The following is a 14,477-nucleotide window of genomic DNA, read 5'->3' on the forward strand; positions in this document are numbered from 1 at the left end:
ACTCCTGACTCCTGAATTCTGTTCGATAAAATTTAGATAATAGAGAAAAATACAATCATTTGCGATTTTCACGCCGCCACTTACCGCGTACTAAGCGAATTTCATCAAAACTATAGCTTTCACCTAGTTGTTCTCGAATTGGTGTCAAAGAGATATCACCAAGCACTTCTAAAACTTGCCAAATCTTTTGTTGATGTTCCAGAGATACTAACTGATTTAAATCTACAGGCTGATTTTTTTCAATCAAATCTGCCAAATGGCGAATAATTGTTGTCGGGCGAATGTTGCGTTTTTTGGCAATTTCATCAACACTCAAACCTTGTTTATGCAATTGTAATGTGAATATTTCTGTGTCGGAAGGTAAGCTAATAGAGGGTGTAAAATTAACCTGTGGTGGATCTAGCAAACCTTTTTCTTGGCGGTAGGCGCGAATTTCTGTGAGAAATTTATCGCCATATTGGGAAAGTTTGTGACTGCCAACTCCCGAAAGTTTACCAAATTCGGTTATTGTTGTAGGCTGTTGCTGTGCCATTAATTTCAGGGTAGAATCCTGAAAGACAACGTAAGGTGGAACAGCTTGTTCATCGGCAAGTTGTTTACGGAGCGATCGCAACCTCTGCATTAATATCTCCGCTTCAACAGCTTTTTCACTGCCTTCTTCCCAATTAATCTTCTGTGCTACCGGAACAGCAAGGGAAACTGTACGCTGTCGCCGCATTACTTCCCAACTCAGAGGGTTTAGCTTCAAAACTGAGTAACCATCGCTAGTCTGTTCTAGCAATCCTTGATGTAAAAGCGATCGCCCCAGCATTCGCCATTCATCCACACTTTTATCTTTGCCAATACCGTAGGTAGAAAGCTGATCGTGTTCATTTTGGACGATTTTCTGGCTTTTTGCCCCCCGCAACACATCAATAATGTACAGCATCCCAAATCTTTCTTTACAACGCGCCACACAAGATAAAAACTTCATGGCTTCAATTGTCCAATCTTGCATTGGTTTGGGATAACGGCAATTATCGCAGTTACCGCAATTTCCCGGAAAACGTTCTCCAAAATAACCTAGCTGAATTGTTCGGCGGCAGACAGTACCTTGAGCATAGTCAATAACTTGACGCAATTGTTGTTTAGCTATCAACTGTTCTTGAGGATCGGTTTTTTGGTCAATACTCCATTCAATGGTTTTAATATCACTAAAACTGAAAAAAAGTGTACAACGTGATGGTTCGCTATCCCTTCCCGCCCTCCCTGATTCTTGATAATAACTTTCTAAATTACGTGGTAAATCAAAGTGAATTACTAACCGCACATCTGGCTTATTAATGCCCATCCCAAAGGCAATTGTTGCCACCATGACACGCACATCATCTCGAATAAATCGAGTTTGATTGCTGCTGCGTTCTTCATCAGTTAATCCGGCATGATAAGACAAGGCCGCAATCTTATCATTTTGCAATTTAAAGGTGAGTTCATCAACTTTTTTTCGCGTCAGACAATAAATAATTGCTGAACCATCAGTTTCTCGAACTAGTTCTAATAATTCAGCATAAGCAGACTTGCTTTTAGAACGAACTTCATAGTAAAGATTTTGACGGTTAAAGCTAGCAATGTGGATACTGGGTTGCTTTAGCCCTAGTTGTTGGATAATATCAGCACGGACGCGATCGGTTGCTGTGGCAGTCAGGGCAAGGGTAGGAACATCAGGATAACGTTTCCGCAGAGATTTCATTTGACGGTATTCTGGGCGGAAGTCGTGTCCCCACTCAGAGACGCAGTGAGCCTCGTCAATAGCAAAGGCCGCAATGCCAATTTTTTCTTTGACTAAATCGAGAAATGGGAGAAATCTTTCACTCAACAGACGTTCTGGGGCGACGTAAAGTAATCTCACTTTGCCACTGAGGATAGCTTCTTCCCGCGATCGCACTTTATAAGGATTCAGACTACTATTTAGAAATGTGGCAGCAATATTATTATTCCGTAATCCTTCCACTTGGTCTTGCATCAAAGCGATTAATGGCGACACCACCACCGTTAAACCTTTTTTGATCAATGCAGGTAACTGAAAGCACAGAGATTTTCCCCCGCCCGTAGGCATAACAATCAATAAATCTCGATTTTGCAGCGCATCTTCGATAATTTGCCGTTGTCCAGGGCGGAATCTGTCGTAACCGAAGTGATATTTTAGCGCTTGTTCGAGATTGGGGTACTGAAGCATAGCGATCGCTTTTTCTGGGGCGTTCTGCGTGGGTAGTTATTAAAGATATCAGGATTTTAACTCACATCATCGGTAGCTTTGGTCAGACTTACCTTTCTCTACTATGCTTTTTGGCATCAAGCAGGCTTTTCTGACTTTTCACAGCGTCCCACTTCCCTTAATTGAAGAAGAATGCAGAATGGGCTACGCCCCGCTGCGCTAACAGAATTCAGAATCAAGACGCGACTCGAAAATACTCGCTCTAAGCGTTGGCGCAGCCTCTCGTAGAGAAGGCTTTACGCTACGCTATCCGCCAGTTGTACAGAATTCATTCTGTTAGCGGTAGCGGGGCGTTTAGACCATTCTGACTCCTGACTCCTGAATTCTGTTTGATAACTTGTTTAAATTTAGGTTAATAAAAAGTTATTTATCCTTAACCATTGTTTTATAATGCCCCTTAACTACAGCATCTTGCTCAAGTTATCGCAGATTCAGGGGAAAAATTTGATGAACCAGGGGCAACGTAATCCTAAATCAAGGAAATATTTGACTGAATTAGTTCAGACTTATATTGTGAAAGCTTTACACGCTGCCAGACAATGGCGCGTACAACTAATAGGAAATTGGTTGTATAAGTATTCTTCGTGGGGTGTTACGTCCCTATTTTTAGTCGGAGTTAGCTTGAGTATAGTGATGGCTGCCTGCTCTCCACCTAATGCCAATAATCCTACTGGTAAGCCTGGTACAACTTCCCAAAGTGATGTAACTTTAAACTTTGTTTCTTACTCAGTTACTAATGCAGCATACCAGCAGATAATTCCTAAGTTTATCGAACAGTGGAAGAAAGAACATAATCAAAATGTCACTTTCAATCAAAGCTATGATGGGTCAGGTTCCCAAACTCTTGCTGTGATTGATGGTAAAGAAGCTGATGTGGTACACCTATCACTTGCCCTTGATATTAATAAACTTGTTCAAGCAGGTTTTATTCAACCAGGTTGGGAAAAAGAAGCGCCTAATGATGCAATTGTTACCAAATCTTTAGATGCGATCGCTATTCGTGAAGGTAATCCCAAAAATATCAAAACTTGGGCAGATTTGGCCCGCAATGGTGTAAATGTAGTTACACCCGATCCTAGAACTTCTGGCGGCGCTCGCTGGAATTTCCTTAGTCTTTGGGGTTCTGTGACAAAAACCGGCGGAAATGAAAATCAAGCTATAGACTTTACTGCCAAAGTCTATAACAATGCGCCTTTGTTGCCTAAAACGGCTAGAAATGCTACTGAACTATTCTTCAATGATAATAAAGGTGATGTTCTAATCAATTACGAAAACGAGATGATTTTGTTAGCAAAAAATGGCAAAAAAATCTCGTATGTTGTACCTGATGTCAATATCTCCATCGACAATCCTGTTGCTGTTGTAGATAAAAATGTCGACAAACATGGTACTAGAGCAATTGCAGAAGCATTTATCAAATTTCTTTACACCCCAGAGTCGCAACGAGAGTTTACCAAATTAGGATTTCGTCCCGTTGACTTGACTGTTAGCCAAGAAGTGGAAAGCAAATTTCCCAAAATTAAAACTGTTTTCAAAGCTCAAGATTTAGGAGGATGGGACGAGATTCAAAAGAAATTCTTTGATGAAGGTGCAATCTTTGACAAAATTCGAGCGAAAAAGTCTTAGAATTCCCGTTATCGAACAGAATTCAAGAGTAATATCATGTCTGCCTAAAGACTTATCATTTAAAGCGCAGGGGGTGGGGGGAAGCTTTCAAGGGTAGGTATTTAAAAATCAAGCAGTGGAGAGGGTGATTTGAGAGACATGGAGTTGTGGTGTTAACTTTGGCCAAGGCTCAGGGAAAAAGCTACCTTGAGGTAGCGGAAGACGATTAAGAACGGCAGCCTTAATCACTAAAAACCCACGACGAAAACACTATTTTGAAAATTGCGTCGTGCAACATGAGTTTGTGGTAGCTTATCTAAACTACTAATGAGCAAATTAGCATCAACAGCACCTCCAATAACCTGCCATAAAGTAGCGATGTCTTACGACAAGCCGCTGACGCTCCTTCGTCGCTACTGCGCTGCAATTGGTTGTGGTTTGTGGCAAATGGGATTATTGGGAGGCTTACTGACTCTGATTACCCTCAGTGGGGTAAAACGCCTCAATCGCGCATTTGTATTTCTGACAAGTCAGGGTAAACAGGGGAGTACTCAGGATCTAGCAACCACCTCTGACGAGGATGATGATTGACTTATTGTTACGCTCCAATGGAAAACTCTACTTATATTAGGGACTTCCAAATAAAAAAATATTCAATTAACTCTTGTGGGGTGGGCATCTTGCCCGCCCTATTATGGACTGGGAAGATGCCCACCCCACAATATTGGATAATTTGTTTTTTCTTAGCTAATTTTAATCAGTTTATCAGGATTAATTTAGAGCGATCGCTGATTATAGTTATTCATGTAGGGAATTCCGTACTGGAGTTGATTGTCCAGTGAACCGGAAAATAGAAAATAATAGATATATGGACAAACGGTATTTTTTACAGGCTGGTGCAGTCATAGTCGGCACAGCATTCTTATCAAGGTATATCAATTGGGGGTCACAAGCGATGACAACTTCTCAGAGTGGATTTGAAGTTACTAAACCAGAATCAGAATGGCGTACAATTCTAACGCCAGAACAGTTTAATGTATTGCGTAAACATGGAACTGAACGCCCTTACACCAGCCCACTAGATAAAGAATACGACAAAGGCACTTATTATTGCGCTGCGTGTGAACTACCACTGTTTACATCTGATACCAAATTTAACAGTGGTACTGGCTGGCCTAGCTTTTTCAATCCGATTGAAGGTGCGATCGCTGTAACTGTAGATAGGTCGTTGTTTATGACCAGAACTGAAGTACATTGTAGTCGCTGTGGTGGTCATCTAGGTCATGTTTTTGATGATGGTCCTGCACCGACTGGCAAGCGCTACTGCATGAACGGAGTTTCGCTGAAGTTTGTTCCTGCTTGATCAGTTGCTTAGGCGTAGACTGTCCTAGATATCGTACTTACTAACCTAAATCATCCTATTTGCTTGGTTCTTGTTTCTGTTTTTTGTCTTTGGGATCTTTTTTAGGTTTTTTAACTTCTTTGTTACTTTTTCTTTCTTTCGACATCAGTGTTCTCCAACTAGGTTAATCAGTGAAAGCTTCAACATTCTGCCATCAGGGAATCAGGAGGTGGCTTATCTGAATATTCTCTTAAAACAAAAAAGAAAGTTTCAGATATAAATGTTACTGACTACCATGATACTGTGTTGTTTGATTTTCTTTTGAGAACCTTTTTGATCTATTTGAAGCACAATCGCCTTTAGGGTAGCACAGTTAACTGTGCTACCCTAATTACTTACAACGTCGCTACAAGATCCTGCAAGCGATCGCGTCCATCCCGAAAGACTGGCCAACCATCCCCCACTAGTACTGCTTCTACCCGACTCAGTTGAGCCAATCTGCGAACAGAAGCAACAGCCTCTTCTCGATTCAGCAGCTTGTCATCTGGTAAAATCGTTAAGCTACCGGCTTTACGTGCCCGTACTAAATCCCCTGTAATTAAAGTTGTCTCCTCTAGTAATAGAGCCAATTCGCCAGGAGTTTTAGAACCATTGAGTTCAATCACTTCTAGTCCTGGGACAAATTCTTCACCATCAGATAGCCAGCGATCGCAAGGTAGGGGAAAAGTATCTTTTTCTGCTATGGGGCCAGCTATCTTAGCATAAGTTTGATCGGCAATTTCTTTACTTGCCCTGATATGCTCAGAATTCGTCAGCACAATCCAAACCACACCGCCGAGGGATTTGAGATGATTCCAATCATGGTTTGATAGGGCTACTGGGTCAATCAAGATGTTACCATCTGGCCGAATCCAGGCAATCCCATTGAAATCAATATTTCTTGCCGGATTGAAACTAGACCAGCTATACAGATCGGGACGGTGCAAAGATTTCATGATGATTCTGGATCAGTACTTCGATAATTGACTATTAATCTCAATAATTTAGTATATAGAAATAAGGGCATTGGGCATTGGGCATTGGGCATTAATAATTCTTCTTCCCCTGCTCCCTTGCTTCTTCCTCTGGATCTGGAATTTGAGTATACTACGATAAATCTATCGATATTATGATTTTTATCTGGTTTATAGAAATTACCGCATAATCGCAACAGAGATCAACGGAGGTATAGGGGTGAGTAAAATTAAGCGCCAAAAAATATCAGCGAAGGCAGAACAGTTTACAGAGTCGGTGATTCGAGAAATGACGAGGGTTGCACTGCAACACGATGCAGTAAATCTGGCGCAGGGGTTCCCTGATTTTTCTTGTCCCTTGGAGTTGAAACAGGCAGCATATCAGGCCATAGAAGCAGATGTGAACCAGTATGCCATTACTTGGGGCGATCGCCCATTTCGTCATGCGATCGCTAACAAAGTCCGTTGGTATCTCGGCTTAGATATTAATCCTGAAACCCAAATCACCGTTACCTGCGGTTCCACAGAAGCAATGGCCTCTGTGATGCTAGCAACAGTTGATCCCGGTGACGAAGTAATTGTATTTGAGCCATATTACGAAAACTACGGCCCTGATGCGATTTTAGCTGGTGCTATACCCCGTTACGTGACACTGCATCCCCCTCATTGGACATTTGATGAAGCAGAGTTGCGTCAAGCTTTCAATGCCAATACTAAAGCGATTATTATCAACACACCCCACAATCCCACAGGTAAAGTCTTCACTCGTGAAGAACTCACCCTAATTGCTGAACTTTGTCAAAAGTGGGATGTCTTAGCGTTCACTGATGAAATCTACGAACATATTCTCTATGACGGCACTCAACATATTGCCCTCGCGACCCTTCCCGGTATGGAAGAACGCACCGTTACTATTAACGGTCTATCTAAAACTTATAGTGTGACTGGATGGCGAGTCGGCTACATTTTGGCAAACCCTGAATTGACAGGGGCGATTCGCAAAGTCCATGATTTTCTCACCGTTGGCGCACCAGCACCATTGCAACGAGCAGGTGTTGCTGCTATGCAACTGCCACCATCCTATTATGAAGAACTAGCCAAACTTTACCACCAGAAGCGAGACAGTATTTTACAAATTCTAGACCAAGTTGGCATTCCCTATTTTGTTCCCAAAGGAGCCTATTACGTGCTTGCGGATATTTCCAAATTTGGCTATAAAACAGATGTTGAATTCACTTACCATCTGATTAAAAATATTGGTGTTGCTGTAGTTCCTGGTTCCAGCTTTTTCAGCCAACCAGAAAAAGGACATTCGTTAATCAGATTTTGCTTCAGCAAAAGACCTGAGACGTTACAAACAGCGAGCGATCGCTTACTAAAATTGCAATCAAATCTAGAGCCAATATTATAATATATTTCTTTTCCTCTCTTATATGAGTTGTGAAAATGGCTTTTTTTAAAGTAATCTTTTTTTAGGTTAATTACGGTTTTTTAAGGACATAAGCTGTCGCACATTTAAATTTGATAATTTAGCGCCTGAAACTGTTTCCTGTCTTAGATTGCCTTGTAAAACTAGATGACGAACAGCTTATCTCTTCAAGTTAACATAAGTTAATAAAGCATGGCTAATATAAGTTAATAAATGCTTTATTTAGGCATTCATTTGTTAAAAAAAATAACATTATTTTCTAGTGAAATTTAACTCTAACTTTCTATAACCAATCTAAAGTTGACTTACCAAACGAAACCCCACTCAATCACGGGAGTTTCCAAGCCTTAATGTATAGTATTCTCCAGAAAAACAACACCAAGCTAGTGTAGAATTAGTTGAAATTTCCGGTAATTATATCGGGATAGTAGGCTTAAAAACTCTGGATTAAAAGCCCCATTGACTCTTTAAAAGGATAGGACTAACGTTATGAGTAGTCCTTAAAAGGACACTATATATACATCAAAAAATCAGGAGGTATTTCCGATGATGATGATGATGATGACTGAAACTATGACTCCAGAAATGCAGGCTTGCATGGATGTTTGTATGGACTGTCATAAAATGTGTATGGAAACCATGACTCATTGTATGAGCAAAAATGGTCAGCACATGGACAAGAGCATGATGAGCATGATGAGCATGATGCGCGATTGCTCTGAAATGTGCATGATGTGTATGAATATGATGATGAGCGGTTCTGATTTCATGGAACGCACTTGTATGCTTTGTGCTGAAATGTGCGATCGCACTGCAATGGCGTGTGAGATGATGAGCGATGACGCCAAAATGATGGAATGTGCTGCCGCTTGCCGTAAGTGTGCAGAGTCTTGCAGAAGTATGCACATGATGCCTGCATAATTCCACGACAATCTAGCAGAAGTTTCTCTGCAACCTAATATTCAAGCGCTCAGACTCTTTGGGTCTGGGCGCTTGAAGTAAGGACAAGGGGGACAAGGGGGACAAGGTAGCAATATCTCTCCCAAGGCTCCCCAAAGCGATTGATTATTTTTGTATTTGGAAGTCCCTAAAGCGATTTTTTCAACCTATTAAAGAATTAACCTTAACTTTTATATAAATATCTACTCGATTATCTCCTTAACTTTACTTAAGTTATCCTCATCGACATACTTGAATTTAACTAATAGAGTAAAAGTGTCCTGAAAAACAGATAAGTTCAGGACTCAAATAGACCTTTTACAAAGGTTTTAAGTAATACATCTGCAATCAAGGCGAACAACATAACAGACTGACTTGCAAATGCAAGATATGTCTAATGTGGTCAATTTGTCCTAGAAAATTTGTAGTTGTCTAGTGCTAAAAACCATAAATTAGAAGCTGAAATTTCAGCTTCTAATTAACCAAAAACATCTCAAAAATAATTCGTAAACAAAGGAGTCTTTATGTCTATTACTTCATACGCCGAAGATATTCTCTCTGATATCTCTTACGATCCCAGCGTGACCACAGAGCCTAAACTTACTACTGACATTCAACCACCTGTAAACGTTGGCACTCTCACAGACATTTCAGGCTGTGTTTCAATTTTTGGGCCACTTCAAATATGCTATGACCTTAATCTCAGTACTCCCAGTGCTGCAATCACACTTAAGGTTGCTGGTATTACTGTCATCACAGGTGAAATTAGCCCAGCACATCCCTGCTTAACATTGAAAGGAAATTATTCTGTAGCAAAATGGGACTTGAATGTATGTTTGCGAGTAGCTGAAAAGCGAATTACTTTAGAAGGTAGCGCTTGTGTAACTTTCTCAGGATGTAAGAGTTTTAATATCACACTATTTCACTGGGGAAACACTGAGTTGTTATCTAATGTTAGTAGCACTCTGCTGACTGGAGCTTTTGTTAATGATAACCAACCACCCCACCATTACATTGTTCAAGGCTTAACTGGCAATGCTGAAGCTAATAGAATATCTCTTTCTTATCATGGGCCTGTGCCACCACAATTAAGACTGAACCAAACCTATTATCTTGGCTCACATGAACGCAATTTTCCGAATGCAAAATATCTTGGATATGATGGTCAATACCTTCAATTTAGATATTAAAGTAATCAGGAAATATCTAGCGTAGCTATCACCAAAGAGGCGGAGGGGAAGGGAGCAGGGAGCAGGGGGAGTAAGTCCTTCCCCTCTGCGCCAAGCAAAGCGGAGCATGGGTACGTTCGCGGAGCGTCTCGTAAAGCCTGCGGCATAGCTACGCTTAGGGCGCAGCCTCTCGTAGAGAAGAGAAGTCCCGCCCTTCCAGGGAGCTTGAACTGGGGCGGAGTACAAGCTCCGTCTCAGTCTTCCCCCCTGCTTCTTTTGACCAGAAAAATCCTGGACTCGCACAACGGTTGGATTGAATTTATTAAAAATGTTTGTGGTAAATTGCTTACAATGCACGATACCACAAACTTTTCTTAATTTTCCCTATTTTGTTGCCGATAATCTTCTATCTATACATCTCTGCGTTTATGCCATCAAAATCAACCGTAGAGGATCTAAACGCACATACCAAGGAAAAGATTGGTCTTTCATCGTCGCCCATTTTTCTTTAAAGACTTCAGCTTGCAGATGGTAATCTTGAGAATTCTTGCCAGCTGAATGTAATTTGAGAAACAACGTCATTCTATGGGGCGTTTCACTTGTTCGTACTACCCAGCAGGGAAAAGTATTTTCCTGTGATGAGTCGTTGGTAAAAATGAACTGATGGGCACGAATGCCAACGTGAGATAATTCGCTCTTGATTGGTTCAATTACTTGCAGAGTACAACCCCAATCAATTGCCTCCAACTGTTGCGATGACTGGAGAACAGCACGGGAGAAATTTTTGCATCCAGTGAGTTGGGCAACACTCACAGTAGCAGGATGCTGGAAAATCTCGTATTTTGAGCCATAATGAACGGCTCTACCATGCTCCAATACCAACAGGTTTGGGCAAATCCGATAAGCTTCTTCCATATTATGGGTGACAAATAAAGTCACACCTTGGTAATCAGCTAGAGTTTCTGTCATTTGCTGCTCTAATTGACTACGTAGATGGGTGTCAAGTGCTGAAAACGGCTCGTCTAAAAGTAATGCTTCTGGTTGACTTGCCAATGCTCTTGCCAAGGCTACCCGTTGTTGTTGTCCCCCTGAGAGTTGGTGCGGATAGCGATCGCCTAATCCCTGCAACTGCATCGCGATTAGTTGCTCCTCTACCTGTACCCGAATACTCCCAGCAGATAGTTTTTTGGGCAAGCCGAAAGCGATATTTTGCGCCACACTCATGTGCGGAAAGAGAGCGTAATTCTGCACTAAAAAACCGATGCGGCGATCGCGGCTGGGTAAATTAATTCCTTGTTCTGAGTCAAACAGAACTCTGTCATTTAAAACTATCCGCCCGGTTGTGGGCGTTTCTATCCCCGCCAGGCAGCGCAAAATCATGCTCTTACCTGCTCCAGAACCTCCTAACAATCCCAAGGGTTGCTCATCAGTATTGAAAGCAACTTTTAAATCAAAGCTAGGAAGGATTTTTTCAATGTTGACAAACAATCCCCCAGATTCAAAGCTAGATTGCGGAGTATAAAGAATTTCTCCCCCTGCTCCCCGCTCCCTGCTCCCTGCTCTCCTCGCTCCTTGCTCCCCTGCTCCCCTCCTCTTTTCCCTCAATTCTTGCCAAAAGTTGACTGCAATAATTCCAGACAGAGAAATCACCATAATAGCGATCGCCCAAAACCAAGCCTCATTCATTGCTCCCGCTTCCACAGCAAAATAAATCGCCATTGGGATTGTCTGTGTTTGTCCAGGGATGTTACCAGCTAGCATCAATGTCGCGCCAAATTCTCCCAAAGCACGGGCAAAAGCTAACATTGTGGCGGCGACAATGCCAGGTAGTGCCAGGGGTAAACTGATCCGCCAAAAGATTGTAGTTTCAGTTGCACCAAGGGTTCTAGCGACTCGCAGCAGATTACCGTCTATTTGTTCAAATGCTCCCAGTGCAGTTTTATACATTAAAGGGAAAGAAACTACTGTGGCTGCGATCGCCGCACCATACCAAGTAAAAACGATGGTGAAATCAAAAGCCCCCATGAATTTCCCTACAGGGCCATTTTTGCCAAAAAATAGCAGCAACAAGAACCCGACAACTGTGGGCGGTAAAATCAGAGGCGCAATAAAGATACCCTCAATTAACGATTTCCCTTTGCCACGATATCCCAGCATCCAGTAGGCAGCAGCGATACCCAAAAAGAAGGTGATAAATGTGGCAAGTAATGAAGTTTTAAGTGATATCCAAAGAGGCGATAAATCCGATGGCATAGTTGTCTGGGGAAGAATTAGCTCAACTAATCCCTAATTTACCAACTTTAGCTTTAGTATGTTAGAAAAAGTTGGTAAACTACATCACAATCAAGAGACATCTCCGAAAAAGAATGTAGAGACGTAGCAGTGCTACGTCTCTACAAGGGTTCTGGGTAACGCATCTTTAATTTCTGGAGATGTCTAAGGAAATCCCAAAAACTATCCAAACTTTCAACAAAATTCGCATTCAGTTGGGTATCAAATATCAGAATTAGATACAGTTTATTATCATTTGATACTCATCTTCAAACCAACTGGTAAAATTGTTGGGAATTCCCGAAGTGTAAAAACTTTAGCAAACACATCCTGTTAGCAGTATTGAATGCTACCGTCAACAGAAAGTGCATCCTCCTCCTACTAGCAATCAAAAAAAACCCCAAGACCTTTTCTTAGTGTGCGGACTCAAAAGTTTAGGGCAACATTGCGTTGCAATCCTTAAGGAATACGATGTTAAAGTCAGCGCCATTGAGGATGTGCAGCCCGAACATTGGGAAGTCCCAGAAGTACCTAACTTACTAGAAAAGTTAATCATAGGAGACTTTCGCCAGCCAACTGTTTTAGAGCAGGCAGGTATCAGGCAGTGTCGTTCAATACTTTTAGTAACCAGAAATGAGCGGATAAATATAGAAGCTGCCTTTGCAGCACGGCGTCTTAATCCGCACGTTCGCCTGATTGTACGTTCTGACAAACAAAATTTCAATAAACTATTGTGGGAAAATCTCGGCAATTTTGTTGCCTTTGAACCCACTCATCTTTCAGCCCATGCCTTTGCTCTAACAGCCCTTGGCTCTGAAGCTATTGGATATTTCACCTTAGAAGGGCAACTGTTGCAAGTCATAAAGCATCAGGTACAAGCGAAGGATAGCTGGTGTAATAGCAAGCCAGTACATAGACTCAATCTTACAACTCGCCGCATCTTGAGTCATAGACCTGTTTCGTCTAACCCAAGCAAAGAATTATTTGGCTGGAATCCAGAGGCAGAAGTGCAGGTAGGAGACACGCTAGTTTATATTGATGTGGCATACGAACTGGCTTTCTCTGAGCAACATCGGCAATCTCATAGCCAAAAGTGGCAGTGGCAACAGTTTGTTCAAAGCATCACAGCGAAAAATCTCAAGGATAAAATAGTGCAATTTTGGCAATCTTACTACCAAAGCCAAAATCAAATCCGGCGAATTGCAACAATCTATGCGATTACTGTACTCATCCTGTGGCTTGTTGGAATAATTCTTTACCGCTTATATTATCCTGACATCACCATCCAAGAAGCTTTCTATGCAACAGCAGTTTTGCTCTTGGGAGGATACGGAGATTTATTTGGCGGTGTTGAGTTTGCAGCGCAATCAAAACCCTCAGACGGTATGCCTTGGTGGTTGCGGTTTTTTAGCCTGGGAATGACTTTGACAGGTCAAGCTTTCGTGGGAGTATTATATGCGCTGCTTACTGATGCTCTTGTCACTTCAAGATTCCATTTTTTCAATTCCCGTCCTCCAATACCACAACGCAACCATCTAATAATTATTGGCTTAAATCGTTTGGGGCAGAAAGTAGCTGCTCTTTTACAAGAACTCAACCAGCCCTTAGTAGGAATTCATCCTACCACTCTTGACCAAGAAACTTTACCCGATATGCCCCTTATCGTTGGTAATGCTACCGAAGCACTCACTAAGGCAAATCTCCCCCATGCTAAAAGCATCATTTTAGTTGGTGACGATAATATGGAAAATCTGGAAATTGGTTTGATGGCTCATGCAATGAACCCCGCCACTACCTTGATTATCCGCTCTCAAGACCGCCAATTTAGTGATAATGTCGCCCCTCTGTTCCCCTATGCTCAAGTTATATGTGGCGCGGCTTTGTCAGCAGAAGTCTTTGCTTGTGCTGCTTTTGGAGAAAATGTTCTGAGCTTGTTTCACTTGAATGAGCAAATAGTCATGGTGACGGAATACAAAATTGAAAATGGCGATACTCTAAATGGGTTGCTTTTATCTGAAATAGCATCTGGCTACAGTGTTGTACCAATTCTCTACCAGAAATATCAGCGAGATAATTACTCTTTAATGCCCTGGTATGATGTTAAGCTTGATGCTGGCGATCGCTTAATTGTTTTAGCTACAAGCAGTAGTTTGCAGCGAATTGAATGGGGTGAAATGCTGCCTCGTCTTTGGCAAGTGCAGATTGAAAAAGCTCTGACTACAAATGCTATTATCTATGGTGCTGAAGAGATAGTTTTGATTACTAGATGTAGTTCCACTGACGCTAGACAATGGATGAATAATTTGCCTAGAGTGTTGCCGATACCACTTTATAAACATCAAGCTCAACGTCTCGTGCGCGAGTTAACAAAAGTACAAGTTTTGGCAAATGTTATCTACATTGGGCAACCTTGAATCTGCCAAAAACCTCATGTAGAGACGGCGGTTTATCGCGT

11 protein-coding genes are annotated in these 14,477 nt (G+C 41.7%); 8 read left to right on the forward strand and 3 right to left on the reverse strand.

Annotated elements, in window-relative coordinates; all coding sequences use genetic code 11:
* Nucleotides 1-55: 55 nt before the first annotated feature.
* Complete coding sequence (gene recQ, locus FD723_RS20880) at nt 56-2,215, reverse strand: DNA helicase RecQ (RefSeq protein WP_179067058.1); 2,160 nt, start codon at nt 2,213-2,215, stop codon at nt 56-58.
* A 486-nt stretch (nt 2,216-2,701) separates the two neighbouring features.
* Between recQ and FD723_RS20885 the strand changes: the two genes are divergently transcribed.
* The 4 genes from FD723_RS20885 to msrB all read left to right on the forward strand — a co-directional run bounded on the left by FD723_RS20885 (nt 2,702) and on the right by msrB (nt 5,222).
* Nucleotides 2,702-3,880, forward strand: coding sequence for a sulfate ABC transporter substrate-binding protein (locus tag FD723_RS20885; RefSeq protein WP_179067059.1), 1,179 nt, complete (start codon nt 2,702-2,704; stop codon nt 3,878-3,880).
* A gap of 306 nt (nt 3,881-4,186) precedes the next feature.
* Nucleotides 4,187-4,450 (forward strand): hypothetical protein, encoded by a 264-nt coding sequence (locus FD723_RS44170; RefSeq protein WP_372743765.1) that lies wholly within the window; start codon nt 4,187-4,189, stop codon nt 4,448-4,450.
* Nucleotides 4,451-4,566: 116 nt separating this feature from the next.
* A complete protein-coding gene (locus FD723_RS42945) occupies nt 4,567-4,701 on the forward strand; it encodes a hypothetical protein (protein WP_256874882.1) in 135 nt (44 codons plus the stop codon).
* Between the two features lie 26 nt (nt 4,702-4,727).
* A complete protein-coding gene (msrB, locus tag FD723_RS20895) occupies nt 4,728-5,222 on the forward strand; it encodes a peptide-methionine (R)-S-oxide reductase MsrB (RefSeq protein WP_179067060.1) in 495 nt (164 codons plus the stop codon).
* Between the two features lie 374 nt (nt 5,223-5,596).
* On the opposite strand, the gene FD723_RS20900 is transcribed toward msrB, so the two are convergent.
* Entirely contained in the window at nt 5,597-6,196 is a 600-nt protein-coding gene (locus FD723_RS20900) for an MBL fold metallo-hydrolase (protein ID WP_179067061.1), read from the reverse strand.
* Nucleotides 6,197-6,434: 238 nt separating this feature from the next.
* Here FD723_RS20900 and FD723_RS20905 point away from each other — a divergent pair, with 238 nt between their 5' ends.
* From FD723_RS20905 to FD723_RS20915, 3 genes are all read left to right on the forward strand, one after another.
* Complete coding sequence (locus FD723_RS20905) at nt 6,435-7,625, forward strand: pyridoxal phosphate-dependent aminotransferase (protein ID WP_179067062.1); 1,191 nt, start codon at nt 6,435-6,437, stop codon at nt 7,623-7,625.
* Between the two features lie 567 nt (nt 7,626-8,192).
* Complete coding sequence (locus FD723_RS20910) at nt 8,193-8,564, forward strand: four-helix bundle copper-binding protein (protein WP_179069218.1); 372 nt, start codon at nt 8,193-8,195, stop codon at nt 8,562-8,564.
* A 542-nt stretch (nt 8,565-9,106) separates the two neighbouring features.
* Nucleotides 9,107-9,772: a hypothetical protein gene (locus FD723_RS20915; RefSeq protein ID WP_179067063.1), complete on the forward strand. Its 666-nt coding sequence runs from the start codon at nt 9,107-9,109 to the stop codon at nt 9,770-9,772.
* Nucleotides 9,773-10,177: 405 nt separating this feature from the next.
* Here the strand turns inward: FD723_RS20915 and modB are convergent, their stop codons facing one another.
* Nucleotides 10,178-12,004, reverse strand: a complete 1,827-nt coding sequence (gene modB / locus FD723_RS20920) for a molybdate ABC transporter permease subunit (protein ID WP_179067064.1) — start codon at nt 12,002-12,004, stop codon at nt 10,178-10,180.
* A gap of 383 nt (nt 12,005-12,387) precedes the next feature.
* Between modB and FD723_RS20925 the strand changes: the two genes are divergently transcribed.
* Nucleotides 12,388-14,436 (forward strand): TrkA family potassium uptake protein, encoded by a 2,049-nt coding sequence (locus FD723_RS20925; protein ID WP_179067065.1) that lies wholly within the window; start codon nt 12,388-12,390, stop codon nt 14,434-14,436.
* Nucleotides 14,437-14,477: the final 41 nt, after the last annotated feature.

It is taken from the genome of Nostoc sp. C052 (genome assembly GCF_013393905.1).
GTDB lineage: Bacteria > Cyanobacteriota > Cyanobacteriia > Cyanobacteriales > Nostocaceae > Nostoc.

What these genes read in the sequence shown, in the direction of transcription:
- FD723_RS20900 (WP_179067061.1), bottom strand. Translation starts at nt 6,196, where the DNA reads ATGAAATCTTTGCACCGTCCCGATCTGTATAGCTGGTCTAGTTTCAAT.
- FD723_RS42945 (WP_256874882.1), top strand. Translation starts at nt 4,567, where the DNA reads ATGCCCACCCCACAATATTGGATAATTTGTTTTTTCTTAGCTAATTTT.
- FD723_RS20915 (WP_179067063.1), top strand. Translation starts at nt 9,107, where the DNA reads ATGTCTATTACTTCATACGCCGAAGATATTCTCTCTGATATCTCTTAC.
- FD723_RS20885 (WP_179067059.1), top strand. Translation starts at nt 2,702, where the DNA reads ATGAACCAGGGGCAACGTAATCCTAAATCAAGGAAATATTTGACTGAA.
- FD723_RS20910 (WP_179069218.1), top strand. Translation starts at nt 8,193, where the DNA reads ATGATGATGATGATGACTGAAACTATGACTCCAGAAATGCAGGCTTGC.
- msrB (WP_179067060.1), top strand. Translation starts at nt 4,728, where the DNA reads ATGGACAAACGGTATTTTTTACAGGCTGGTGCAGTCATAGTCGGCACA.
- FD723_RS44170 (WP_372743765.1), top strand. Translation starts at nt 4,187, where the DNA reads ATGAGCAAATTAGCATCAACAGCACCTCCAATAACCTGCCATAAAGTA.
- modB (WP_179067064.1), bottom strand. Translation starts at nt 12,004, where the DNA reads ATGCCATCGGATTTATCGCCTCTTTGGATATCACTTAAAACTTCATTA.
- recQ (WP_179067058.1), bottom strand. Translation starts at nt 2,215, where the DNA reads ATGCTTCAGTACCCCAATCTCGAACAAGCGCTAAAATATCACTTCGGT.